This is a genomic window from Pseudomonadota bacterium, assembly GCA_016719885.1.
Taxonomy (GTDB): Bacteria; Pseudomonadota; Gammaproteobacteria.
The window spans coordinates 181,015-203,237 of sequence record JADJYF010000026.1 but is presented as its reverse complement, the minus strand read 5'-3'; the positions used below and the strand labels follow the sequence as shown (position 1 = coordinate 203,237).

The 22,223-nt window shown below is 64.9% G+C and carries 20 protein-coding genes and 1 tRNA gene; 16 read left to right on the top strand and 5 right to left on the bottom strand.

The window, feature by feature from the left end; all coding sequences use genetic code 11:
- Nucleotides 1-7: 7 nt before the first annotated feature.
- Nucleotides 8-775: an AmmeMemoRadiSam system protein B gene (gene amrB, locus IPM80_21625; protein ID MBK8960948.1), complete on the bottom strand. Its 768-nt coding sequence runs from the start codon at nt 773-775 to the stop codon at nt 8-10.
- A 57-nt stretch (nt 776-832) separates the two neighbouring features.
- On the opposite strand from amrB, the gene amrS reads away from it, so the two are divergent.
- From amrS to rplS, 13 genes are all read left to right on the top strand, one after another.
- Complete coding sequence (amrS, locus tag IPM80_21620; protein ID MBK8960947.1) at nt 833-1,948, top strand: AmmeMemoRadiSam system radical SAM enzyme; 1,116 nt, start codon at nt 833-835, stop codon at nt 1,946-1,948.
- 56 nt (nt 1,949-2,004) lie between these two features.
- A tRNA-Met gene (locus IPM80_21615) sits at nt 2,005-2,081 on the top strand.
- A 49-nt stretch (nt 2,082-2,130) separates the two neighbouring features.
- On the top strand, nt 2,131-2,622 hold the full coding sequence (gene rimP / locus IPM80_21610) for a ribosome maturation factor RimP (GenBank protein MBK8960946.1): 492 nt from the start codon (nt 2,131-2,133) through the stop codon (nt 2,620-2,622).
- Nucleotides 2,623-2,643: 21 nt separating this feature from the next.
- Nucleotides 2,644-4,242: a transcription termination/antitermination protein NusA gene (gene nusA / locus IPM80_21605; GenBank protein MBK8960945.1), complete on the top strand. Its 1,599-nt coding sequence runs from the start codon at nt 2,644-2,646 to the stop codon at nt 4,240-4,242.
- The gene (gene infB / locus IPM80_21600; protein ID MBK8960944.1) at nt 4,235-6,898 is read left to right on the top strand and encodes a translation initiation factor IF-2; all 2,664 of its coding nucleotides are present in this window, start codon (nt 4,235-4,237) and stop codon (nt 6,896-6,898) included. The genes nusA and infB overlap by 8 nt, the downstream gene beginning before the upstream one ends.
- Nucleotides 6,899-6,950: 52 nt before the next feature.
- The gene (gene rbfA / locus IPM80_21595) at nt 6,951-7,268 is read left to right on the top strand and encodes a 30S ribosome-binding factor RbfA (GenBank protein MBK8960943.1); all 318 of its coding nucleotides are present in this window, start codon (nt 6,951-6,953) and stop codon (nt 7,266-7,268) included.
- A gap of 6 nt (nt 7,269-7,274) precedes the next feature.
- Nucleotides 7,275-8,246, top strand: a complete 972-nt coding sequence (gene truB, locus IPM80_21590; GenBank protein MBK8960942.1) for a tRNA pseudouridine(55) synthase TruB — start codon at nt 7,275-7,277, stop codon at nt 8,244-8,246.
- An 89-nt stretch (nt 8,247-8,335) separates the two neighbouring features.
- Nucleotides 8,336-8,605, top strand: a complete 270-nt coding sequence (rpsO, locus tag IPM80_21585) for a 30S ribosomal protein S15 (GenBank protein MBK8960941.1) — start codon at nt 8,336-8,338, stop codon at nt 8,603-8,605.
- Between the two features lie 92 nt (nt 8,606-8,697).
- Nucleotides 8,698-10,773 (top strand): polyribonucleotide nucleotidyltransferase, encoded by a 2,076-nt coding sequence (pnp, locus tag IPM80_21580; protein ID MBK8960940.1) that lies wholly within the window; start codon nt 8,698-8,700, stop codon nt 10,771-10,773.
- Between the two features lie 324 nt (nt 10,774-11,097).
- Entirely contained in the window at nt 11,098-11,346 is a 249-nt protein-coding gene (rpsP, locus tag IPM80_21575; GenBank protein ID MBK8960939.1) for a 30S ribosomal protein S16, read from the top strand.
- A gap of 92 nt (nt 11,347-11,438) precedes the next feature.
- Nucleotides 11,439-11,939, top strand: a complete 501-nt coding sequence (rimM, locus tag IPM80_21570; protein MBK8960938.1) for a ribosome maturation factor RimM — start codon at nt 11,439-11,441, stop codon at nt 11,937-11,939.
- A gap of 3 nt (nt 11,940-11,942) precedes the next feature.
- Nucleotides 11,943-12,695, top strand: a complete 753-nt coding sequence (gene trmD / locus IPM80_21565) for a tRNA (guanosine(37)-N1)-methyltransferase TrmD (protein MBK8960937.1) — start codon at nt 11,943-11,945, stop codon at nt 12,693-12,695.
- A gap of 73 nt (nt 12,696-12,768) precedes the next feature.
- The gene (gene rplS / locus IPM80_21560; GenBank protein MBK8960936.1) at nt 12,769-13,128 is read left to right on the top strand and encodes a 50S ribosomal protein L19; all 360 of its coding nucleotides are present in this window, start codon (nt 12,769-12,771) and stop codon (nt 13,126-13,128) included.
- A 26-nt stretch (nt 13,129-13,154) separates the two neighbouring features.
- Here the strand turns inward: rplS and IPM80_21555 are convergent, their stop codons facing one another.
- Nucleotides 13,155-13,514 carry a glutaredoxin gene (locus IPM80_21555; GenBank protein ID MBK8960935.1) on the bottom strand — a complete coding sequence of 120 codons (360 nt, stop codon included), beginning with the start codon at nt 13,512-13,514 and terminating at the stop codon, nt 13,155-13,157.
- A gap of 138 nt (nt 13,515-13,652) precedes the next feature.
- On the opposite strand from IPM80_21555, the gene xerD reads away from it, so the two are divergent.
- Nucleotides 13,653-14,537, top strand: coding sequence for a site-specific tyrosine recombinase XerD (xerD, locus tag IPM80_21550; protein ID MBK8960934.1), 885 nt, complete (start codon nt 13,653-13,655; stop codon nt 14,535-14,537).
- 9 nt (nt 14,538-14,546) lie between these two features.
- Here xerD and IPM80_21545 read toward each other — a convergent pair whose 3' ends face one another.
- Nucleotides 14,547-16,328, bottom strand: coding sequence for a type II/IV secretion system protein (locus IPM80_21545; protein MBK8960933.1), 1,782 nt, complete (start codon nt 16,326-16,328; stop codon nt 14,547-14,549).
- 41 nt (nt 16,329-16,369) lie between these two features.
- Nucleotides 16,370-17,680 (bottom strand): protein kinase, encoded by a 1,311-nt coding sequence (locus tag IPM80_21540; GenBank protein ID MBK8960932.1) that lies wholly within the window; start codon nt 17,678-17,680, stop codon nt 16,370-16,372.
- Between the two features lie 204 nt (nt 17,681-17,884).
- Here IPM80_21540 and IPM80_21535 point away from each other — a divergent pair, with 204 nt between their 5' ends.
- Nucleotides 17,885-18,613, top strand: a complete 729-nt coding sequence (locus tag IPM80_21535) for a DsbC family protein (GenBank protein MBK8960931.1) — start codon at nt 17,885-17,887, stop codon at nt 18,611-18,613.
- A 16-nt stretch (nt 18,614-18,629) separates the two neighbouring features.
- Nucleotides 18,630-21,458: a PEP-CTERM system TPR-repeat protein PrsT gene (gene prsT / locus IPM80_21530; protein ID MBK8960930.1), complete on the top strand. Its 2,829-nt coding sequence runs from the start codon at nt 18,630-18,632 to the stop codon at nt 21,456-21,458.
- 33 nt (nt 21,459-21,491) lie between these two features.
- Here the strand turns inward: prsT and IPM80_21525 are convergent, their stop codons facing one another.
- Nucleotides 21,492-22,193 carry a DUF3108 domain-containing protein gene (locus tag IPM80_21525; protein MBK8960929.1) on the bottom strand — a complete coding sequence of 234 codons (702 nt, stop codon included), beginning with the start codon at nt 22,191-22,193 and terminating at the stop codon, nt 21,492-21,494.
- Nucleotides 22,194-22,223 lie beyond the last annotated feature (30 nt).

Genomic DNA, 22,223 nt, shown 5'->3' with positions numbered 1-22,223 from the left:
TGGCGCTTCAGTGCACGGCATAGGCGGCATAACCCACCACCCGCGAGCGGTCGCCGGCGGTATCGCCCGAGTTGCACAGTGCGAGCCGCTCGATGGCTGCATCTCGCCGCGCGGCGAGATGCAGCAGGCCGTTCAGGGCATGACAGCCGCAGGCTTGCCGCGGGCCGATGCGCGTGCTGTCGAGGTGCATGATGCTGTGGTCGGTGGCGCGGTCGCGAAGTCGCGCCGCCTCGTAGTCGAGATAATGGCTGAGATCCGTGCTGATCACGGTCAGGCAGTCGTCGCGCTCCCAGGCCGGCGCGATGAGGTCGGCCACGCGTGCCGCCGATGGCTCGGCCACCAGCAGCGGCTGCACGACGATGTCGCCGAGCGCGATCTGCAGAAACGGCAGTTGCACCTCGATGCAATGTTCCTCGGCATGGGCGGCGTCGTTGATATCGATATTGCCAGATGCGGTCCTGACCTCGCCCAGCGGTGTGGCGAACGCCGTGGCGCTGCTCGCCGCAAAGCCGCGCACCGGCACCCGGTGCGGTGGCCCGAGCACCAGCACCTGCTTGATGACGTCGCGCCACGGCGCGAGGCGCGCATAGGCAGCCGCCGCCGCCGCGCCGGAATAGATGTACCCGGCGTGCGGCACGACGAGGGCGCGCGGTCGCAGGCCGTGCTCGCTCCGCGCGCCGTCCAGCAGGCGCCGCACTTCGCCGCGCAGCGTCGGCCCGTCCGCCGGGTAGAAAAGTCCCGCCACCGCCGCCGCCCGCGTCCATCCGCCGTTCATCGTTCGCGCTCTCGTTCCGATGTTGAAAAGTATAGGTCGCCCATCCATATGTGAGGCATGAGCGACACATTCGTACATGGGGACGGCCTCGGCGATTTCGAGCCGGAGGCGACCATCCCGACCCGCTACTGGCACCGCCTGGAGGACGGCCGTGTGCAATGCGATCTATGCCCGCGGGCGTGCCGCATGCACAGCGGTCAGCGGGGCCTGTGTTTCGTGCGCGGCGCCACCGCCGACGGCGTAGTGCTGGCCAGCTATGGTCGTTCGAGCGGTCTGTGCATCGACCCGATAGAAAAGAAGCCGCTCAACCATTTCCATCCGGGCAGCGCGGTGCTGTCGCTGGGCACGGCGGGCTGCAACCTGGCCTGCAAGTTCTGCCAGAACTGGGACATCAGCAAGTCGCGGCAGCATCACACCTTGACGGTGCGCGCGATGCCGGAAGATATCGCGGCCGCCGCCGAGGCCAGCGCCTGCGTAAGCGTTGCCTTCACCTACAACGACCCGGTCATCTTCCACGAGTACGCGCTCGACATCGCGGCCGCCTGTCATGCGCGCGGCATCAAAACCGTGGCGGTGACGGCCGGCTACGTGTGCGCCGAACCGCGCGCCGAATTCTTTGCCGCCATGGACGCCGCCAACGTCGACCTGAAGGCCTTCAGCGAGGACTTCTACCGTCGCGTCACGGGCAGCGCGCTGGCGCCGGTGCTGGACACCCTCGAATACATTGCGCACGAGACCCGCACCTGGCTCGAGATCACCACGTTGCTGATCCCGGGCATGAACGACAGCGATGCGGAACTGCGCGCCTTGAGCGCGTGGGTGCGTGAACACCTGGGCGCGAGTGTGCCGCTCCACTTCAGCGCTTTTCATCCCGACTGGAAAATGCGCGACGTCGCGGCGACGCCGCCGGCCACGCTGACGCGCGCGCGCCAGATAGCGCTCGATGCCGGACTCCGTCATGTCTACACCGGCAATGTGCACGACGCGGCCGGCGACGCCACCCGCTGTCACACCTGCGGCCACACCCTCATTCAACGCGACTGGTACGAGATCAAGGACTACACGCTCACGGCCGACGGCAAGTGTCCACGCTGCGCAACGCCTTGCGCGGGACACTTCGGCAGTGCGGCGGGACGCTGGGGACGACGACGCGTCGCAATTAAATTGGCTTGAATGCCAATTAGCTCTTGAACAATCCTCGATGCATCTCTATCATCCGGTAGCTCAATTGCGGGGTGGAGCAGTCTGGCAGCTCGTCGGGCTCATAACCCGAAGGTCGCAGGTTCGAATCCTGCCCCCGCTACCAACCTAAAAGGCCCCGGGTATTCGGGGCTTTTTATTTTGGGCTGGAGAAAATCGGCTTGACGGTAAGCATACATTCGCAATTGGAACCGACCGTGACGGGGCTGGGCTACGAGCTGCTCGGCGTCGAACGCAGTCGGGGCGGCGCATCGCAACTGCTGCGCCTGTACATCGACCACGCCGATGGCATCACGGTCGACGATTGCGAACGCGTCAGCCGACAGGTCAGCGATCTGCTTGACGCCGAGCAACTGGTGCGCGGCGAATACACGCTGGAAGTCTCCTCGCCGGGTCTTGATCGACCGTTGTTCACACTTGAGCAGCATCGTCGTTTCATCGGCGAAGAGGTGGCCCTGCGCCTGCGCGCGCTGGTCGGCGGGCGGCGCCGCGTGAGTGGCAGGTTGCGTGCGGTCGGCGACGAGACCTTGACCGTGGAAGTGGAGGGTGAGTCCTTGGAGATCCCGTACCGCGAAGTCGAGCGCTCGCGGCTGGTGCCGGATTGGACGGCTGAGATGAATCGCCAGCGGCAGCCCGCGGCGGACTGAGTCAGTATAGGTATATAACTGATGAACAAAGAAATTCTAACTGTCGTCGATGTCGTCTCCAACGAGAAGGGCGTAGGCAAGGAAATCATCTTCGATGCCCTCGAAGCGGCGCTCGGCAGCGCCACCAAGAAGCGCTTCGAAGCCGATGTCGATTGCCGCGTGGCCATCGACCGCGCGACCGGTGATTACCAGGCATTCCGGCGCTGGGAAGTGATCGATCCCGCCAACCGTCCCGCGCTCGATGAACATGACGAAGCCTATGCCGAGGCGCTCGCGGCGGAAGAAAAAATCGCCGACGGCGAATTGCCCTATCCGGACCGTCAGATCTGGCTGAGCGACGCGCTCGCGCAGAACCCCGCGTTGAAAGGCGGAGACTTCATCGAAGAACCACTGGAAGCCGCTGAATTCGGCCGTATCGCCGCGCAGACCGCCAAGCAGGTCATCGTGCAGAAAGTGCGCGAAGCCGAGCGCGCGCAGGTCGTCGACGCCTACAAGGATCGCGTAGGCGAACTGGTAATGGGCATCGTCAAGCGCGTCGACCGCGGCAATGTCTACATCGACCTCGGCGGCAATGCCGAAGCGGTCATCACCAAGGACCAGCTCATCCCGCGCGAAATGGTGCGCTCGGGCGATCGCATCCGTGGCTATTTATATGACGTGCGTCCCGAGAAGCGCGGCCCGCAGCTGTTCGTCAGCCGCACCGCCAAGGAACTGCTGATCGAATTGTTCAAGCTCGAAGTGCCGGAAATCGGCGAGGGCGTCATCGAAGTGTTGCACGCGGCGCGCGATCCGGGCCTGCGCGCCAAGATTGCCGTGCGCTCGCGTGACCAGCGCATCGACCCCATCGGCGCCTGCGTCGGTATGCGCGGTTCGCGCGTGCAGGCAGTGTCCAACGAACTGGGCGGTGAACGCGTCGACATCATCCTGTGGGACGAGAATCCCGCGCAGTTCGTCATCAATGCCATGTCGCCCGCCGAGGTGGTGTCGATCCTGGTCGACGAGGACACTCGCGCCATGGACGTCGCGGTGGTCGAGGAGCAGTTGTCCCAGGCCATCGGCCGCAACGGCCAGAACGTGCGCCTGGCCAGTCACCTGACCGGCTGGGAACTGAATGTCATGACCGAGTCCCAGGCCGAGCAGAAGAGCGAGGCCGAGGTCCACAAGAACCAGAAGATGTTCATGGAACTTCTGGACGTCGACGAGGAGGTGGCCGCAATCCTGGTGCAGGAAGGCTTCACTTCGATCGAGGAAGTTGCCTATGTGCCCGAGCAGGAAATGCTCGACGTCGACGAGTTCGACGAGAGCCTGGTGCAGGAACTGCGGCAGCGGGCCAAGGACGTGCTGTTGACGCGCGCCATCGCCAACGAAGAGCGGCTCGGCGATGAGCGTCCGGCCGACGATCTGCTGGGCATGGAAGGCATGGACGAAGAGCTGGCTTTCCGCCTCGCGGCGGCGGGCATCAAGACGATGGATGATCTGGCCGAGCAATCGGTGGACGAGCTTCTTGAAATCGGCGACCTGGACGAAAAGCGCGCCGCGGCGCTCATCATGAAGGCACGCGAGCCGTGGTTCGCCGAAGCCGGACAGAACAATCAGACCGAGGAGCGCGCCGATGGCTGAAGTGACCGTACAGCAGTTCGCCGGGTCGGTCGGCATTTCGGTCGAGCGCCTTCAGCAGCAGCTCGCCGAGGCCGGCCTGCCGGCCAAGAACGCGGGCGACACGATTTCCGACGACGAGAAATCGCAGCTCCTGGCGTTCCTGCGCAAGATGCACGGCAAGGACGAGGCAAGCCAGGAGCCGGCCAAGATCACGCTCAAGCGCAAGACCGTCACCGAGCTGAAAGTACAGCCGGACAGAGGCCGCCTGCGGCCACGTCCGGGCACCGGTGGCCCGGCGCCGAAACCGGCGGTGGCCAAGACCGTCAGCGTCGAAGTGCGCAAGAAGAAGACCTACGTCAAGCGTTCGCTGTTGCAGGACGACGATAGCGCGCGCCAGGAAAAGGAGCTGGAAGAGCAGCGCCTGCGCGCCGAGGAAGAGGCGCAGCAACGCGCCGAAGAGGAGCGCCAGGCCGCCGAGCGCGCGCGCCAGGAACAAAAAGCCGCCGAGGCCGAAGCCGCGCGTCAGCGCGAGGCCGAGGAACGTCAGGCCGCCGAACGCGCGCGCGCCGATACGCAAGCGCCCGCACGGGGCGTCGCGCCGGCCAGCCCGGCGGGCGCCGCCGCGCCGGCACAACGTCCGGCGCCGCTGCCGAGGGTCGATTCCAACCGCGGCGTCATCACCAATCCGGCCCAGACCCAGCCCGGCAACGCGGCAGACAAGAAGAAGGCGGCGGTCAAGGGCAAGGGGCGTGATGAGCGCGATACCAGCCGCGACGCAGGGCGTGACAGCGCCGGCCGCAAGGAACTGCACGTTCCGAACGAGAAGGCCGGGCGGCGTCGCAAGAAACCGGTCACGTCGCGGCGCGTGGTGCCGACTTCGGGCGGCAACAAGCACGGCTTCGAGCGGCCGGTCGATCCGGTGGTGCGGGTGGTGAACATTCCCGAGAACCTGACGGTGGCCGATCTCGCCCAGCGCATGTCGGTCAAGGCCGCGGAAGTCATCAAGATCATGATGGGCATGGGCACCATGGTCACCATCAACCAGATGATCGACCAGGAAACCGCGGCCATCGTGGTCGAGGAAATGGGGCATACCGCCAAGCTCGTGCATGCCGACGCGATCCTGCACGAACTGCGCGAGACCGTGCGCCAGGACGATGGCACCCAGGAGCCGCGCGCGCCGGTCGTGACCATCATGGGTCACGTCGATCACGGCAAGACCTCCTTGCTCGATTTCATCCGCGATTCGCGCGTAGCGGCCGGTGAAGCGGGTGGCATCACCCAGCACATCGGCGCCTACCGCGTCGACACCGCCCACGGTTCGATCACCTTCCTCGACACGCCCGGTCACGAGGCCTTCACGGCCATGCGCGCGCGCGGAGCGCGCGTCACCGACATCGTGATCCTGGTGGTGGCCGCCGACGACGGTGTCATGCCGCAGACCGAGGAAGCGATCAAGCATGCCAAGGCCAGCGGCGTGCCGATGATCGTGGCCATGAACAAGATGGACAAGCCGGAAGCGGATCCGGACCGCATCAAGCAGGAACTCGCCAGCCGCCAGGTGATCCCGGAAGACTGGGGTGGCGACACGCAGTTCATCCCGGTGTCGGCCAAGACCGGCGCCGGCGTCGAGGCCCTGCTCGAAGCGATTTCGCTGCAGGCCGAAGTGTTGGAACTCAAGGCTTCGCCCGATGGCCCGGCCGTCGGTACGGTCATCGAGTCGCGACTCGACAAGGGCCGTGGCCCGGTGGCCACGGTGCTGGTGCAGAGCGGTCGCCTGAAGCGCGGCGACATCCTGCTGACGGGCTCCGAGTATGGCCGCGTGCGCGCCATGGTTGACGCGCGTGGCGAGCAACTGCTGGAAGCGGGGCCGAGCGAGCCGATAGAAGTGCTCGGCCTGTCCGGCACGCCCAATGCCGGCGACGAAGCGACGGTGGTGGAAGACGAGCGCAAGGCGCGCGAAATCGCCTCCTATCGCGTCGACAAGGATCGCGAGAGCAAGCTTGCGCGTCAGCAGGCCGGCAAGCTCGAGAACATGTTCGCGCAGATGAAGGACGGCGAAACCGCGTCGGTACGCATCCTCTTGAAGGCGGACGTGCAGGGCTCGGCCGAGGCCCTGTCCGAAGCGATCAGCCGCTTGAGCAGCCCCGATGTGCGTGTCGATCTCATCGCCGCCGGCGTCGGCGGCATCAACGAGTCGGACGTCAACCTGGCGCTCGCGTCGCGCGCGACCATGATCGGCTTCAACGTGCGCGCCGACGCCTCGGCCCGCAAGCTGGTCGAATCGGAAGGCGTGGACTTGCGCTACTACAGCGTGATCTACGATGTCATCGACGACGTCAAGGCCGCCATCAACGGCTTGTTGTCGCCGGAGATCCGCGAATCGATCATCGGTATCGCGCAGGTGCGCGACGCGTTCCGTTCCTCGTCCATGGGCACCATTGCCGGCTGCCTGGTGACCGAGGGCGTGGTGCGCAAGAGCAGCCCGATACGCGTGCTGCGCGACAGCGTGGTGATCTACGAAGGTCAGCTCGAGTCACTGCGCCGCTTCAAGGACGACGTCAGCGAAGTGCGCTCCGGTACCGAGTGCGGTATCGGCGTGAAGAACTACAACGACGTGAAGGCTGGCGATCAGATTGAAGTGTTCGAACGTACCGTCGTCGCGCGCACCATCTGAGCGCACGATGGCCGGACGGGAATTCAGTCGCACCGACCGCGCGGTTTCAACCGTGCGCAAGGCGCTGGCCGAACCGATCAACGCCCTGGCGCGAAACCATGGCGTGGCGCTCGTGACGATCACCGAAGTCGAGGTGTCCAAGGATCTGCGCTACGGCACCGTGCATCTGAGCGTGTACGGGGACGAAGGGCAGCAGGAAGCGTTCCTGGCTGCGGTGCGCGGCCAGGCGGCGGCCCTGCAGCGCGTGCTTGGGCAGACCCTGCGCACGCGCAACGTGCCGGTCCTGAGTTTCGCGCTCGATGACTCCATCGCGCGCGGCGATCGCATCCATCAAATGCTGCGCGGTGGCGAGCCGCCGCAAGCCGAGTAGGGCTTCATGGCGCAATCCCATTCCCGTCCGCGCAAACGGCGTGGCCGTCCGGTCAACGGCATCCTGCTGTTGGACAAGCCCATCGGCGTGAGCTCGAACGCGGCGCTGCAAGCCGCCAAGCGTCTGTTCGGCGCGGCCAAGGCCGGCCACACCGGTAATCTCGACGTCGAGGCCACCGGGCTGCTGCCGGTGTGCTTCGGCGAGGCGACCAAGGTCTGCCAGTTCCTGCTCGATGCCGACAAGCGCTACCTGTCGGAATTCACGCTGGGCCGCCGTACCACCACCGGCGACAGCGAGGGCGAAACGGTCTACGAGCGCTCCACGGAAGGCCTGACACGCCAGGCGGTGGAAGACGCCATTGCTCATTTTCGCGGCGCCATCGAACAGCTGCCGCCCATGCATTCGGCGCTCAAGCACAAGGGCCAACCGCTGTACAAGCTGGCCCACCAGGGCATCGAGGTGGAACGGCAGAAGCGCACCGTGACCATCCACTCCTACGACGTGCTGGCCTTCGACAACCCGCGCCTGGAAGTGGCGGTGGGCTGCTCGAAGGGCACCTACGTGCGCACCCTAGCCGAGGATCTCGGCGAGATGCTCGGCTGCGGCGGCTACGTGTCGCGCCTGCGGCGTGACGGCGTCGGCCCCTACCAGCTGGCCGATGCCTGGACCCTCGAACGGCTGGAATGGCTGGCGCAGCGCGGCGAGGCGGAACTCGACCGCAGCCTGTTGCCCATCGACGGCGCCCTGACCCTCATGCCGCGTGTCGATTTGACGGCCGAGAGCAGTTTTTACCTGGAACGCGGCAACGCGGTGCTGGTGCCCAAGGCGCCGACCAGCGGTTTGTTGCGTCTGTACGACGATTTTGGCCGATTCATCGGGGTCGGCGAGGTCCTGTCCGACGGTCGGGTCGCGCCGCGCAGGCTGTTTCGCCTGCCGGTGACCGAGGCCAACGGCGAGTCAGCACGCTCCAGCGCATAAACGCCTTGAGACTTGTGCTGCGCCGCGTTTAGAATACGCGGCCATTTCAATCAATTAGATGACTAGAGTAGCGGTGTAGGAGTTGGTAGATGTCTTTGTCGAATGAGCACAAGAGCGCGATCATCAGTGAATATCAATTGTCGGGAACGGACACCGGATCGCCCGAAGTGCAGATAGCGCTGCTGTCAGCGCGTATCAACGATCTCTCCGAACACTTCAAGATCCACACGCACGACAACCACTCCCGCCAGGGGCTGCTGCGCATGGTCAACAGCCGCCGCAAAATGCTCGACTATCTCAAGCGCAGCGATACCGAACGTTATCGTGGCCTCATTGCTCGACTGGGACTGCGCAAGTAGCCGCGGGTCTTAGCATCCGTCATCGCGTTTCCAGTCTTCGAGCCGCTGCCAAGTCAGCGGCTCTTCATTTTGAATGAGCAGGTAAAAAGTTTATGTCGGCAACAACGGTGTCTTTTCAGTACGGTAGTCAGACCGTCACGCTCGAAACCGGGCGCATCGCGCGCCAGGCCACGGGCGCGGTGTTGGTCACGATGGGTGACACGGTCGTACTCGCGACGGTGGTCGGTTCTAAGGCCAGCGATCCGAATCGCGATTTCTTTCCGTTGACGGTGGATTACCAGGAACGCACCTACGCGGCCGGCAAGATCCCGGGCGGTTTTTTCAAGCGCGAAGGTCGTCCGACCGAAAAGGAAACCCTGACCTCACGCCTCATCGACCGTCCCATCCGTCCGCTGTTTCCGAGCGGTTACAACAGCGAAGTGCAGATCATCGCGACCGTGATGTCGCTGGACCCGACGGTCGATCCCGATATCCCGTCGATGATCGGCGCGTCGGCGGCCCTCGCGGTATCGGGCCTGCCGTTCATGGGCCCCATCGGCGCGGCGCGCGTTGGTTACAAGGATGGCCAATACCTGCTCAACCCGAGCTTCAAGCAACTGGATGACTCGCAGCTCGACCTGGTCGTCGCCGGCACCGCGACGTCGGTGCTGATGGTCGAATCGGAAGCCAAGGTGCTGTCCGAGGAAGTGATGCTCGGCGCCGTGAACTTCGGTCATCGCCAGATGCAGGTCGCCATCGACGCGATCAAGGAACTGGCTGCCAAGGTCAAGCCGACGCCGTGGCAGTGGACCGCTACCAGCCATGACGAAGAACTCGTGAAGGCGGTGGCCAACGGTTACCGCGGCGCGCTTGCCAGCGCCTACAGCATCGTCGACAAGATGGAGCGTCGCGATCGCCTGTCGGCCTTGAAGGGCGAAATCGTCGCGGCGCTGATTGGCGACGGCACGAAGTGGACCGACCGCCAGATCGCGGCGGTGGTCAGCGACCTCGAATACGACGTGGTGCGCGACAGCGCGTTGAGCGGCAACCCGCGTATCGACGGTCGCACCAAGGACGACATCCGCGCCATCACCATCGAAGCCGGCGTGCTGCCGCGCACCCATGGTTCGGCGCTGTTCACTCGCGGTGAGACCCAGGCCCTGGTGGTGGTGGCGCTCGGCACCGAGCGTGATTCCCAGATCATCGACGCCATCGAAGGCGAGCGTCGTGAGCCTTTCATGCTTCATTACAACTTCCCGCCCTTCAGCGTCGGCGAAACCGGACGCGTCGGTTCGCCCAAGCGCCGCGAGATCGGTCATGGCCGTTTGGCCAAGCGCGCCATCGTCGGCGTCATGCCCGACATGGGCAGTTTCCCCTACGTGATCCGCGTGGTGTCCGAAATCACCGAGTCCAATGGCTCGAGCTCGATGGCTTCGGTGTGCGGCACCAGCCTGTCGCTGATGGATGCAGGTGTGCCGCTGAAGGCGCCGGTGGCGGGTATCGCCATGGGCCTCATCAAGGAAGGCGACCGTTTCGTGGTGCTGTCGGACATCCTCGGCGACGAGGACCACCTGGGCGACATGGATTTCAAGGTTGCCGGTACCGCCGGCGGCATCACCGCGCTGCAGATGGACATCAAGATTGATGGCATCACCAGCGAGATCATGGAAGTGGCGCTGGCACAGGCCAAGACCGGCCGCCTGCACATCCTCGGCGAAATGAACAAGGTGCTGCCGGCGGCGCGCACCGAGATGTCGGATTACGCGCCGCGCATCATCACCATCAAGATCCCGCCGGACAAGATCCGCGACGTCATCGGCAAGGGTGGTTCGACCATCCGTCAGATCACCGAGCAAACCGGCGCCACCATCGACATCGATGATGACGGCACGGTCAAGATCGCGTCGGTCGACAATGCCGCGGGGCAAGCCGCCAAGGCGCGCGTGCTGGCCATCACCGCCGACGTCGAAGTGGGCGAGATCTACGAAGGCCGCGTGCAGAAGCTCATGGACTTCGGCGCATTCGTCAACATCCTGCCGGGCAAGGACGGCCTGGTGCACATCTCGCAGATCTCCAACGACCGCGTCGAGAACGTCAGCGACATGCTGTCCGAGGGCGACGTGGTCAAGGTGCGGGTGTTGGAAGTCGACAAGCAGGGCCGCATCCGCCTCAGCATGAAGGCGGTCTGAGCTTGGCTTTGAAGGCGGCGTCCGCAGCGCCGCCTTCATCGTTGACGGTACGCGTCGAAAGCTGGCGGCCGAAGCTCGAATCAACCTCAAGTCATGCGGACCGCTTTCGGCTTTTCAGTAACTTGGAACCGATACCTGGCAGAACCACGAGTTGTGGCCGGCGCAGGGCGGGACCGACGCAAGTTGCGAAGGCGAGGCGATATGTCTTTCTTCGCGGTAGGTTTTTCTCTTAGAATGCGCGCCCGACCCGGAGGCACCGCCGGGCGTGTTCGGTAAAAGTCGGTGCCTTGTTAGATGCACCGAAGTCAGAGGATTTTTTTAAAGATGGTTACGATTCGCTTATCCCGTGGTGGCGCCAAGAAGCGGCCCTTCTATCACATCATCGTCGCCGACGGTCGCAACAAGCGCGATGGTCGTCATATCGAGCGTGTGGGCTACTTCAATCCGCTGGCGACCGCCAACGAGGAAGGCTTTCGTATCAATCGCGAGCGTTACGAGTACTGGCTGTCGGTCGGTGCGCAGCCCTCGGATCGCGTCACGGCGCTGGTCAAGAGCCATCCCGTCGCGGCCTGAGTCACGTCCGTCCCGTTCGAGGCTGACCGCGCTCGCCGGGCGCGGGGTCTCGACGGCGCCGCGCTCCGCCCATTCGCTTCGTTCCCCGTACCTTGACTGATTTCATTCTCGTCGGCCGCATCAACGGCCTGTTCGGCACGCGCGGCTGGGTCAAGGTGTTCTCGCATACGCGGCCGCGCGACAACCTGCTCGATTATTCTCCCTGGTACCTGTTGAGCGACGGCCAATGGCGCGCCTACGAGGTGCAAGAGGCGCGGCGTCATCACGGCGGCGTGATAGCGCACCTTGCCGGCATCGACGACCGCGATCAGGCGGCGAGCCTGGTGCGCCGCGACGTCGCCATCACGCGCGAGCAGTTGGGGCCGAGCAGCGACGGCGATTATTACTGGGCCGACCTCATCGGGCTCAGGGTCGTCAATCGCGAGGGCCAGGCCTTGGGTACGGTGACCGGCCTCATGGAGACTGGCGCCCACGACGTGCTGCGTATCGAAGGCGAGCGCGAATACCTGATTCCTTTCGTGCGCGATGTGTACGTGCTGGCCGTCGACGTGCCGGGCGGCGAAATGCGAGTGGACTGGCACAGTGACGACTGAGCGGTGAACCGCTACACCGTCATCACGCTGTTTCCCGAATTGCTGCACGCGTTCCGCGACACCGGCATCGTCGGCCGCTGCCGGCAACGTGGGCTGGTCGCCATCGAAACGGTCAATCCCCGTACCTACACCCACGATCGACGCGCCACGGTCGACGACACCCCCTATGGCGGCGGACCCGGCATGGTGATGATGGCCGCGCCCCTGCGCGCCGCCATCAGCGCCGCGCGCGAGGCGGCTGGCGCGGCGCGGGTCATCTACCTGTCGCCCCAGGGTCGCCGTTTTCAACAGCGTGAGGTCGCGCGGCTGGCGGACTGTCCGCACCTGGTCCTGGTGGCAGGCCGTTACGAAGGGGTCGACGAGCGGCTGCTCGAGCGCGACATCGACGAGGAGTGGTCGGTCGGCGATTTCGTCCTGAGCGGCGGCGAGGTGCCGGCCATGCTCATGATCGATGCCATCGTGCGCACCTTGCCCGATGCTCTCGGCGACGAACGCTCGGCACAGCAAGACTCCTTCAGTGACGCCTGGCTCGACCACCCGCATTACACGCGCCCCGAGGTCCTGGACGGTCAGGCCGTGCCGTCGGTGCTGCTCAGCGGTCACCATGCGGCCATCGACGCCTGGCGCCGCCAGCAACGCATCGGTCGCACCTGGCAGCGGCGCCCCGACCTGTTGCCGGCCGCCGGACTCGGCGGTGCCGACCAGGCGCTGCTCGATGCCTATCGCCGCGACCTGGAAGAATCTTCAGGTGATTGAAGATTTTAGGGTGAAATGGCCTTAAGACTTGATGTAGAATCGCGCGCTCGCATCATCCCCTAGAGTATTAGTCATGGCGAATATCATCGAGCAACTCGAATCCGAACAAATGCAACGCAAGGTACCCAGTTTCGCGCCTGGCGATACGGTGGTGGTACAGGTGAAGGTCAAGGAAGGCAATCGCGAGCGTCTGCAGGCCTTTGAGGGCGTGGTGATCGCCAAGCGCAACCGCGGACTGAACTCGGCCTTCACGGTGCGCAAGATCTCCCACGGCGAAGGTGTGGAGCGCGTGTTCCAGACTTACAGCCCGATCATTTCCGACATCGAAGTGAAGCGCCGCGGCGACGTGCGTCGCGCCAAGCTCTATTACATGCGCGACCTGCGCGGCAAGGCTGCCCGCATCAAGGAAAAGATCACCTCACGCGCCGACTGAGGGAAGCCGTCTCCGGGGTGCGCGGCTCATGAAGTCGCCGCCCCCTGCTCCTTGCCGAAGCGCTTCGCCAGGTAGGCGATGATGTCGGCCGATTCATACATCCATTTCCCATCCTTGCCGAGACCGATACGCAGACAGGGCACGGTCGAACGACCGCCACCTTGTTCCAGTTCGCGTCGATGTCCGGCGTCACGCAAGACGTCGCGCAATTCGATTTTGAGATTCAAGCTGGCGATAGCCTTGCGTACGCGCGCGCAGAACATGCACGAGTCGTAGTGATAGAGCGCGAGATCCGCGGTTTGCAGATCGACTTGCCGTTGCTCCTCGGGGCTGCGTTCCACCGCCGTCAAGGCGGAACCGGACGAACTGAACCATGATTCAAGCATGTGGGTGATCCTCTGTCGGCGCGTGGAACGACACGTCGCATGCGGCGCCGCGCATCGCGCCGCGCCATGGCGGGCCCCGGCATGGCTCTGCTATGGTGACCGCGTGTCGCCGCATAGAGTAAACGATTGAGCCTGCGCTTGAAGACCAGCGATCCCCTGTCGCGGTTTCTCGACCACCTGTGGGTGGAGTACGGTTTGAGCCCGCATTCGATCGCGGCTTACCGGAGCGATCTCGCCACCTTGGCCGCCTTCCTCGCGCGGCGTGGCCTCACGCTCGACGGCGCCGGGGAGGCGGACCTGTTCGATTTCCTCGGCCAGGCTGACAAACTCAGCGCGCGCACCAAGGCCCGGCGCCTGTCCAGCATGCGCCGCTACTACCAGTTCCAAGTGCGCGAAGCGGTGTTGAGTGCCGATCCGACGGTGCGTCTCAGCGCGCCCAGGCTCGGGCGTTCACTGCCCAAGAGCCTCAGCGAAGCGGACGTCGAAGCGCTGCTGGCCGCGCCCGATGTCGACACCGATCTCGGGCTGCGCGACCGCGCGATGCTGGAATTGCTGTATGCCACCGGCTTACGCGTCAGCGAACTGGTGACATTGGAAGTCGCGCAGGTCAACACCCGCCAGGGCGTGGTGCGTGTGACCGGCAAGGGCGCCAAGGAACGCCTGGTGCCGCTCGGCGAGGAAGCGCTGGATTGGCTGCAACGTTTTGTGCAGGAGGCGCGCGGCGCGCTGTGTCGCGGACGGCCAAGCAATGCCCTGTTTCCGACCCAGCGTGGCGCCGCCATGAGCCGCCAGGCTTTCTGGTACCTGGTGAAGCGCTACGCATTGCAGGCCGGCATCCAGGCGGCGCTGTCACCCCACACCCTGCGTCATGCCTTCGCCACCCACCTGCTCAACCATGGCGCGGATCTCCGCGTGGTGCAGATGCTGCTCGGCCACAGCGATATCTCGACCACCCAGATCTATACCTACGTGGCGGCCGAACGGCTGAAGGCCTTGCACGCCGAGCATCACCCGCGCGGCTGAACGCGCGGCTCAGCGCTCCGGTGCGGGCACCACGCTCAATACTTCCTCGAGCGTGCTCAAGCCCTCGGCAATCTTGATCGCGCCCGCCAGGCGCAGTGGCCGCATGCCGGTCTTGAGCGCGGCCTGGCGCAATTGCTGGGTCTGCATCTCGGACTTGATCAGGCCGCTCAGGCTTTCCGTCAGGCGCATGATTTCGTAGATGCCGGCGCGCCCGCGGTAGCCGGTGTGACGGCATTCGTCGCAACCCTGCGGGCCCATGACGGTGGCGGGGACGGCGATACGATGCGGCGCCACCAGCGCATGCCAGGCGTCGGGCAGCATGGTGCCGGGGCGCTTGCACAACGGGCACAGCGTGCGGATCAAACGTTGCGCGACCACGCCCAGCAGCGTGGCGCTGATCAGGAAGGGCTGCACACCGATGTCCATGAGGCGCGTGACCGCCGACGGCGCGTCATTGGTATGCAAGGTCGACAGCACCAGGTGACCGGTCAACGCCGCCTGGATGGCGACGTCGGCGGTTTCACGATCGCGCACCTCGCCGACCATGATGATGTCCGGGTCCTGGCGCAGCAGGGTGCGCACGCCGGACGCAAAGTCGATGTCGAGGGCCGCCTGCACCTGCATCTGGTTGAACTGCGGCTCGACCATTTCAATCGGGTCTTCGATGGTGCAGACGTTGATCTCGGGACGCGCGAGTCGCTTGAGCGCGGAGTACAGCGTGGTGGTCTTGCCCGAGCCGGTCGGGCCGGTCACCAGCATCACGCCATGGGGTTGCCCGACGATGTCGTTCCACAGGCCAAGGTCGTGCGGCGTGAACCCCAATTGCTCGAACGGCTGGGCGAGCTTTTCCGGATCGAAGATGCGCATCACCAGCTTTTCGCCGAAGGTGGTCGGCATGGTCGAAAGGCGCAACTCGACTTCCTGGCCGTTCGGAACCTTGGTGCGCACGCGGCCGTCCTGCGGGCGACGCTTGTCGGCGACGTCCATGCGGCCCAGCGACTTGACGCGGCTGATGATGGCGCTGATCACGGCCGTCGGCAGTTGGTGGATGAGGTGCAGCACGCCGTCGATGCGAAAGCGGATGTTGCTCTGCTCGCGGCGCGGCTCGATGTGGATGTCGCTGGCGCGCTGCTCGAAAGCGTACTGCAGCAACCAATCCACCAGGTGCACGATGTGTCGGTCGTTGGCGTCGGGTTCGCCGACCGAGCCGAGCTCGGTCAACTGCTCGAAATTGTTGACCAGGCTGCGGGCGGTGAGGCTGCTCTTGCTGGTCGCGCCGGAAATCGAACGGCTGACGCCGTAGAACTCGCGCAGGTAGCGCTCGACGTCGCGCGGGTTGGCCAGCACGCGCGTGATCTTGCGCTTGAGGACGCGCGCGATTTCCGGCTCCCATTCGTTGGCGAAGGGCTCGCCGGTGGCGATGGTCACTTCCTGCTCGTTGACCAGCACCGGCAGGAACTGGAAACGCGTGGCATAGGCCTGCGACACCAGCGCCGTCACCGCCTCGACGTTGATTTTGAGCGGATCGATGCGGAAGTAATCCATGTGGCAGGCGCCCGCCACCAGCCGCGTGATGTTTTCCAGGGTCAGCGGATCGCGGTTGGCGCCGGTCGCGCGCAGGCCGAGATCGGCCAGTTGCACGAACGGATGGCGGGTGTCGTCGAGATTGACGGATTTCTTGACCTGCTGCGCCTGGGCCGCGCTCAACGCGCCCTGGTCCTGCAACAGGCGGATGGTCAGGTCCAGGGTGATGGCAGCGCGTGTGCCAGGGGTTTCGAGACGGGTCGCCATGGAACCTCGCAGGGCTGTGTCGATTGAGGCCGGCGCGGCGCTCAGGGTGTGTCGCCGACCGTCGCGATGCGCTCCGTCGCGTGCTCCAGGCGTTCGATCAGCGCGGTCAGGAAGCGGCGCTGGAACTTGAGCTGACAATTGATCGAGGTGCGGTCGATGACCACGTCGCGCAGTTTCATGACCGTGATATCGGTCACCGCCACGATACTCGCGGTGCGTGGCCGGCGCGACACCAGGCCCATCTCGCCGAAGCAATCTCCGGGATACAAGCGCACGATTTCGCGGCCGCTCTTGCGCACCACCACCTCACCGCTGACCAGCACGTAAAACGCGGTCTCGGCCTGGCCTTCCTGCAGTATCTCGCTGTCCTGGCTCAAGCGCACCCACTCGGCGGCATTTATCAGCTCCCACAGGTCGCTGTCGTGGAAGTCGCGAAAGAAATGCAGGTTCTCGATCTGGTGATATTTCTCCTGCTGGGTCAGGCGAAAGGCCGGCTGCTTGAGGAAATCGAACACCAGGGCGATGTCGCCGGCCATGTCCAGGCCCGACTTGTAGCGGTTGCGCGCACGCTTGGACAAGGCCTTGTCGATGATGCGCTGGTAGATCTGCGGCACGTCGCCGCGCAGCTCGCGCAGCGGCAAGGGCGTGGTGTTCTGGATGCGGTACTCGATGGCGTCGATGTTTTCGCCATGGAAGGGATGCTTGCCGGTCAGCAGTTCGTAGGCCACTACGCCCAGCGAGAACAGGTCGCTCTGGGACACCGGCGCTTCGCGCCGCACCTGCTCGGGCGACATGTAGAGCGGCGAGCCGGCATGCTGGGGCGAGCCGTGGCTGTGCATGCCGGGCGAGACCGCCACGCCGAAATCGGTGATCTTGGCCTCGCGGTCCTCGGTCAAGAGGATGTTGCGCGGCTTGATGTCACGGTGGACCACGCCTTTTTTGTGCGCGTAGTCGAGCGCCATGGCGCATTGATAGAGCAGGGCGGTGACGGTGCCGAGCGGCAGCAGTTCATTGATGCCGGTGTAGCTGTCCAGCGTGTCGCCGCCATGCACGTATTCCATGACGATGTAGTAATGGGAGCGATCGACCCCGGCATCGTAGATGGCGGTGATGTTGGGGTGCTTCAACAGGCCGGCGGTCTGCGCTTCGTTGAAGAACAGCTGCTTGTAGAATTCACTCACCTCGCTTTCACCGGACGGGTCGGGCTTGGCCACCTTGATGGCGACCGGCCGGTCGATGAAAGGATCATGGCCCATGTAGACGGTGGCCATGTTGCCCGCACCAATCTTTTTAAGGATTTGGTACTTGCCGAGCGAGGAACCCTCCAGGTTTTCGGTATCGGTGAGGCTCATGTCGAGTGCTTCAGTCGCCCTGCGCGCAGGTGGTGGCGCGGTCGCGCAAGTCCCGCGCGGCGCTTGTCCTAGCGGCCGATTATAGTATGGCTTGAACAGCCGGCGGGAACTCGGTGCGGCGACTCGGTCTCGAACTGGCCACGCCGGATTGGTAAGCGGGCGTGGGGCTCTCTACAATCCCACAACCGCCATTGAGGACGAATCATGAAACGCACGACGACTATCCTGCTGACCTGGCTGCTGGCGCTGGTGGCCGGCGCGGTTCACGCCGAGGACGTCGCTGGGCAGTTGGCCGCCAAGATGGCCAAGCTGTTCCCCAAGGAAAAAGTCACCGATATCACGCCTGCGCCCATCCCCGGCCTGTACGAGGTGATGGTCGGGGCTTCACTTTTTTATGTCAGCGCCGATGGCCGTTACGTGGTGCATGGCGACCTCATCGACCTCGACGCCCACGTCAACGTTTCCGATCAGCGTCGTGCGCAGGCGCGCAAGCAGGTGTTCGAAGCCATGGACAGCACGGGCTTCATTGAATTTCCGGCCAAGACCAAGGAAACCAGGAAGACCCTCTACGTATTCACCGACATCGATTGCACCTATTGCCGCAAGATGCACAACGAAGTCGGGCAGTTGAACAATGCCGGCGTCACCGTGCGCTACCTCGCCTTTCCGCGCACCGGCATCAAGGGGCCGTCATTCGACAAGGCCGTGGCGGTCTGGTGCGCGGCCGACCGCCAGGAGGCCCTGACCCGGTCGAAGCTCGGCAAGACCGTCGATTCGCGCAAGTGTGATAACCCGGTGGCCAAGGAATACGAGCTTGGCAACGCCATGGGCGTGACCGGCACGCCATCGGTCTACACCGAGCAGGGCAAGCATATCGGCGGCTACGTGCCGGCCGCTGAACTCATCAAGATGATCGACGACGGCAAAATCTAGGCAAAGGAAGCAAGCCATGGGCGCGACCTCATCCTCAAGCGGACGCGGACGGTCGCGTCGCCGCCAGCGCATCGCGCGCAACATGGGGCTGGCGGCGCTGGCCGTGGTGCTCGCGGCCGGCGCCGCGTTCATGTGGCACAAGCAGCGCGGCAGCGACCCGGCGATGCTGGTGAAGCGCGCCGCGACCGCTTACAAGGCCGCCGACTACAAGGCTGCCACCATCGATCTGCGCGCCGCGCTGGCCGCGGACAGCGATAACGCCGAGGCGCGCGAGCTGCTGGGCCTGGCCTACCTCAAGCAAGGCGACGCCAACGGCGCGCTACGCGAACTGGAGAAGGCCCGCACGCTCGGTGTCGAGACCCAGGAGGTGGCACTCAGCGTGGTGCGCGCCCAGATCATGCTGGGCAAATTCGACCAGGCGCGCGCCGAACTGGTCGGCCATGGCGACGACGAGTCGCCGGACTGGACCGCTCTCGGCGGCATGCTGGAATTCGGTCAGCAGAATTTCAAACAGGCGCGCGAGCTTTTTCAGAAAGTGCTGGACAAGCACCCGCAGCACGAGGACGCGCGCCGCGGCCTGCTGCAGGTCGCGCTGCGCGAAGGCGACGTCAAGGCCGCGCGCGGCCAGATCGACACCCTGCTCGAAAGTGCGCCCAAGGACTCCGGTCTGTGGCTGATCAAGGGCGCCCTCGAGCTCGAGGACAAGCAGCTGCCGGCCGCGCGTGACGCCTTCAAAAAAGCGCTGGCGCTCGCGCCGCGCAGCCCGGGCGCGATCCTCGGCATGACCCAAGCCTTGCTCACCAGCGGTGAACTGGACGCCGCAAGCACTCAGCTCGATGCCATCGGCGCGCAGGGCGCCGACGATCCGCGCGTCAATTTTCTGCGCGCGCGCATCGCCGAACAGCGCAAGGACTTCGAGACCGCCTTGTTGGAATTGAAGAAGGTGCTGCTGGTTGCCCCGAACGACCGCGACGCGCTGGTGATGGGCGCGCGCCTGTGTTTTTCCATGGGGCAGTTTTCGCGCGCCGAAGAATATGCGTCGACGCTGCTGCAACTCGAACCGGAGAACGAGGCAGCGCGCCGTCTGCTCAACTCCATCCAATTGGCCGGCGGCCGCCTGGAAGGCATCGAGAGCGCGACCGGCGAGAATGGCGCGCGCCTCGCCGACAGCCAGGATCCGGGCATGCTGGCATTGCTCGGCACGGCCTATCTCAAGCGTGGTGACTACGCCGGCGCCGAGGCACAGCTCAACAAGGCGGCCAAGCTCGCTCCCGATTCGCTGCCGATACGTACCCAACTGGCGCTGGGCAAGCTTTCCAGCGGCAATGCCGAGGAAGCGGTCAAGGATCTGAAAGCCATCATCGCCGAGCAGCCGGATTTCGTGCAGGCCAACGTGATGCTGGTGCTCGCGTACCTGTCCGACAAGCACTACGACGATGCGCTCGCGGCGGCGCGTGCGCTGTTGGCCGCCAAGCCGGACGATGCCTTGGCCAACAACGTGCTCGGCTTCGTCTACGAATCGAAGAGCGACACGGCCGAAGCGCGAAACGCCTACCAACAGGCCCTGGCCAAGGATGCCGATTTTCATCCGGCGCGCATCAACCTCGCGCGCCTCGCGGTGCAGGACAAGGACCTGGCCGGCGCGCGCAAGCATTTCCAGGACGTGCTGGCGCGGGATGAATTCAATCCCAACGCGCTGCTCGGCCTGGCGGCGCTGGCGCTGAACGACAAGAACGCCGACGAGGCGGAGAAATATTGGCAGCAGGCGCGCGAACATAACGCCGAAGCAGTGGCGCCGCGCCTGGCCCTGGCGCGTTACTACCGCCAGAAAGGCAAGCTGCCGCAGGCCGAGCAAGCGGTGCGCGAAGCCTGGAAACTGGCGTCCTATGCACCGCAAGTGCAGAGCGAGTACACGCAGATCATGCTCAACGTCGGCGACAACGCCGAAGCGTTGAAGGCCGTGCAGGCCTTGGTCGCGCGTGCGCCGACTTCGGTCGCCGCGTTGGAACTGCTGGCCCGTACACAAAACCAGCTCGGCAACGAGAAGGGCCTCGGCGAGGCTCTCGAACGCATCATCAAGGTGGAGCCGGAACACCAGGCGGCGCAGCTGTTGTTGGCGCACCAGGCGCTGCGCCGCAAGGACATCGAGGGCGCTGAGCGCATCGCCAAAAACTTGGTCGGCCAGGGCAAGAACGAGGCCGCCGGACACGAACTGCTGGGTGACATCGCCATGCAGCGCGAAGATCTGAAAGCCGCCGCGCAAGCCTATGCGCGCGCCTTTGAAGTCGAGCCCGATACCGGCAAGGTGTTGAAGCTCGATCGCGTGGAGCAGGCGCTAGGCACCGGCAAGCAGCGCCTCGACGCATGGGTGAGCGCGCATCCCGACGACCAGCGCGCGCGTTTCGCGCAGGCCGCCGTTTTGCAGCAGCAGGGCGCGGCCGACGCCGCCACCGCCGCCTACGAGCAACTGCTGGAAAAGAGCCGGCAGGATCCGGTGGTGCTGAACAATCTCGCCTGGCTCTACTTCGAACGCAAGGACGCACGTGCGCTGGAAATGGCCAAGCAAGCCTACGACCTCGCGCCGCGCCAGCCGCAGATCGTCGACACCTACGCCTGGATCCTGTTTCAACAGGGCAAACGCGAACAGGGCCTGGAACTACTGAAGAAGGCTGTGGAGCTGGCGCCCGCCGATGCCGACATCGCGTTTCACCTGGCCAGCGCGATGGCCGACAGCGGCCAGGAAACGCAGGCCTTGGAGCGGGTGCGCCAACTGCTGGACGCCAACAAGACGTTTTCGTTGCGCAAGGATGCCGAGGCGCTGGCCGCGAAGCTTGCCAAGCAGTAGGCGGCTTGACGGCCGCGGCGCAGGGCCGCGCGCTTAGAGCTTTTTGAACGAGCGCAACAGCGCCGTCGTGACGCTGCCGTCCTTCTCGCGGTATTCCACTTTCACCGGCAGCCAGTCAAGTTCCTCGGCGCACCACACCACCGTGCGACGCTCGGCGTCACGCGCGCCGCGCTCGAGTCGCACGGCCTGGTAGCGGCCCGCGTCGGTGGCGACTTGCTCGCGGCCGCGATTGTCGAACAGGTAATCCTTGAGCTTGTTCTTGTCGGCGATGCTGTAGCGGAGGGTGGCCGGCTGTGCCGGGAGATCCAGCATCATCTGCATCTGGTAGACGAGTTTGTCGAGCGCCGCCGCCGGCATCGCCGCGCTCCAGCCGCGCGCCTGGTCACTGCGCTGCACCTGGCCGTTGGCATGATCGAAGCGCAATGCGAAATGCTTGTCGCCGCGAGAGTTGTGATAGCTGTAGGTGTCGGGCACGAAGTGGCCGTCGCGCAGCCGACCGTTGCTCGATTCGGTGATCTTGTCCGAGCGCACCAGCGACAGCACGCCGCTGGTCTTCATGCGCGACAGGAATCGATAGGCGCCGTCGGCTTTCAATTCGTAGCGCCGCTCCATGGTGCCGAATGACAGCGAGCCCTGGGACAGGGCATAGACCGCGACAAACGGGGCGGGCCCATCGCCCGCGACGGCGTTCGTGGCGAAGACCAGCAGCAGCAGGAGTCGGCCGAGGTGAAGCATGGCCTTATGGTAGGATCCGGCCGTCAAAAC

Bases quoted from the DNA above. Each gene is read 5' to 3' on its own strand.
- amrB (MBK8960948.1), bottom strand. From the start codon at position 775: ATGAACGGCGGATGGACGCGGGCGGCGGCGGTGGCGGGACTTTTCTAC.
- IPM80_21555 (MBK8960935.1), bottom strand. From the start codon at position 13,514: ATGCTTGAATCATGGTTCAGTTCGTCCGGTTCCGCCTTGACGGCGGTG.
- rplS (MBK8960936.1), top strand. From the start codon at position 12,769: ATGGCGAATATCATCGAGCAACTCGAATCCGAACAAATGCAACGCAAG.
- nusA (MBK8960945.1), top strand. From the start codon at position 2,644: ATGAACAAAGAAATTCTAACTGTCGTCGATGTCGTCTCCAACGAGAAG.
- amrS (MBK8960947.1), top strand. From the start codon at position 833: ATGAGCGACACATTCGTACATGGGGACGGCCTCGGCGATTTCGAGCCG.
- IPM80_21545 (MBK8960933.1), bottom strand. From the start codon at position 16,328: ATGGCGACCCGTCTCGAAACCCCTGGCACACGCGCTGCCATCACCCTG.
- rpsO (MBK8960941.1), top strand. From the start codon at position 8,336: ATGTCTTTGTCGAATGAGCACAAGAGCGCGATCATCAGTGAATATCAA.
- rpsP (MBK8960939.1), top strand. From the start codon at position 11,098: ATGGTTACGATTCGCTTATCCCGTGGTGGCGCCAAGAAGCGGCCCTTC.
- IPM80_21540 (MBK8960932.1), bottom strand. From the start codon at position 17,680: ATGAGCCTCACCGATACCGAAAACCTGGAGGGTTCCTCGCTCGGCAAG.
- truB (MBK8960942.1), top strand. From the start codon at position 7,275: ATGGCGCAATCCCATTCCCGTCCGCGCAAACGGCGTGGCCGTCCGGTC.
- IPM80_21535 (MBK8960931.1), top strand. From the start codon at position 17,885: ATGAAACGCACGACGACTATCCTGCTGACCTGGCTGCTGGCGCTGGTG.
- IPM80_21525 (MBK8960929.1), bottom strand. From the start codon at position 22,193: ATGCTTCACCTCGGCCGACTCCTGCTGCTGCTGGTCTTCGCCACGAAC.
- pnp (MBK8960940.1), top strand. From the start codon at position 8,698: ATGTCGGCAACAACGGTGTCTTTTCAGTACGGTAGTCAGACCGTCACG.
- infB (MBK8960944.1), top strand. From the start codon at position 4,235: ATGGCTGAAGTGACCGTACAGCAGTTCGCCGGGTCGGTCGGCATTTCG.
- prsT (MBK8960930.1), top strand. From the start codon at position 18,630: ATGGGCGCGACCTCATCCTCAAGCGGACGCGGACGGTCGCGTCGCCGC.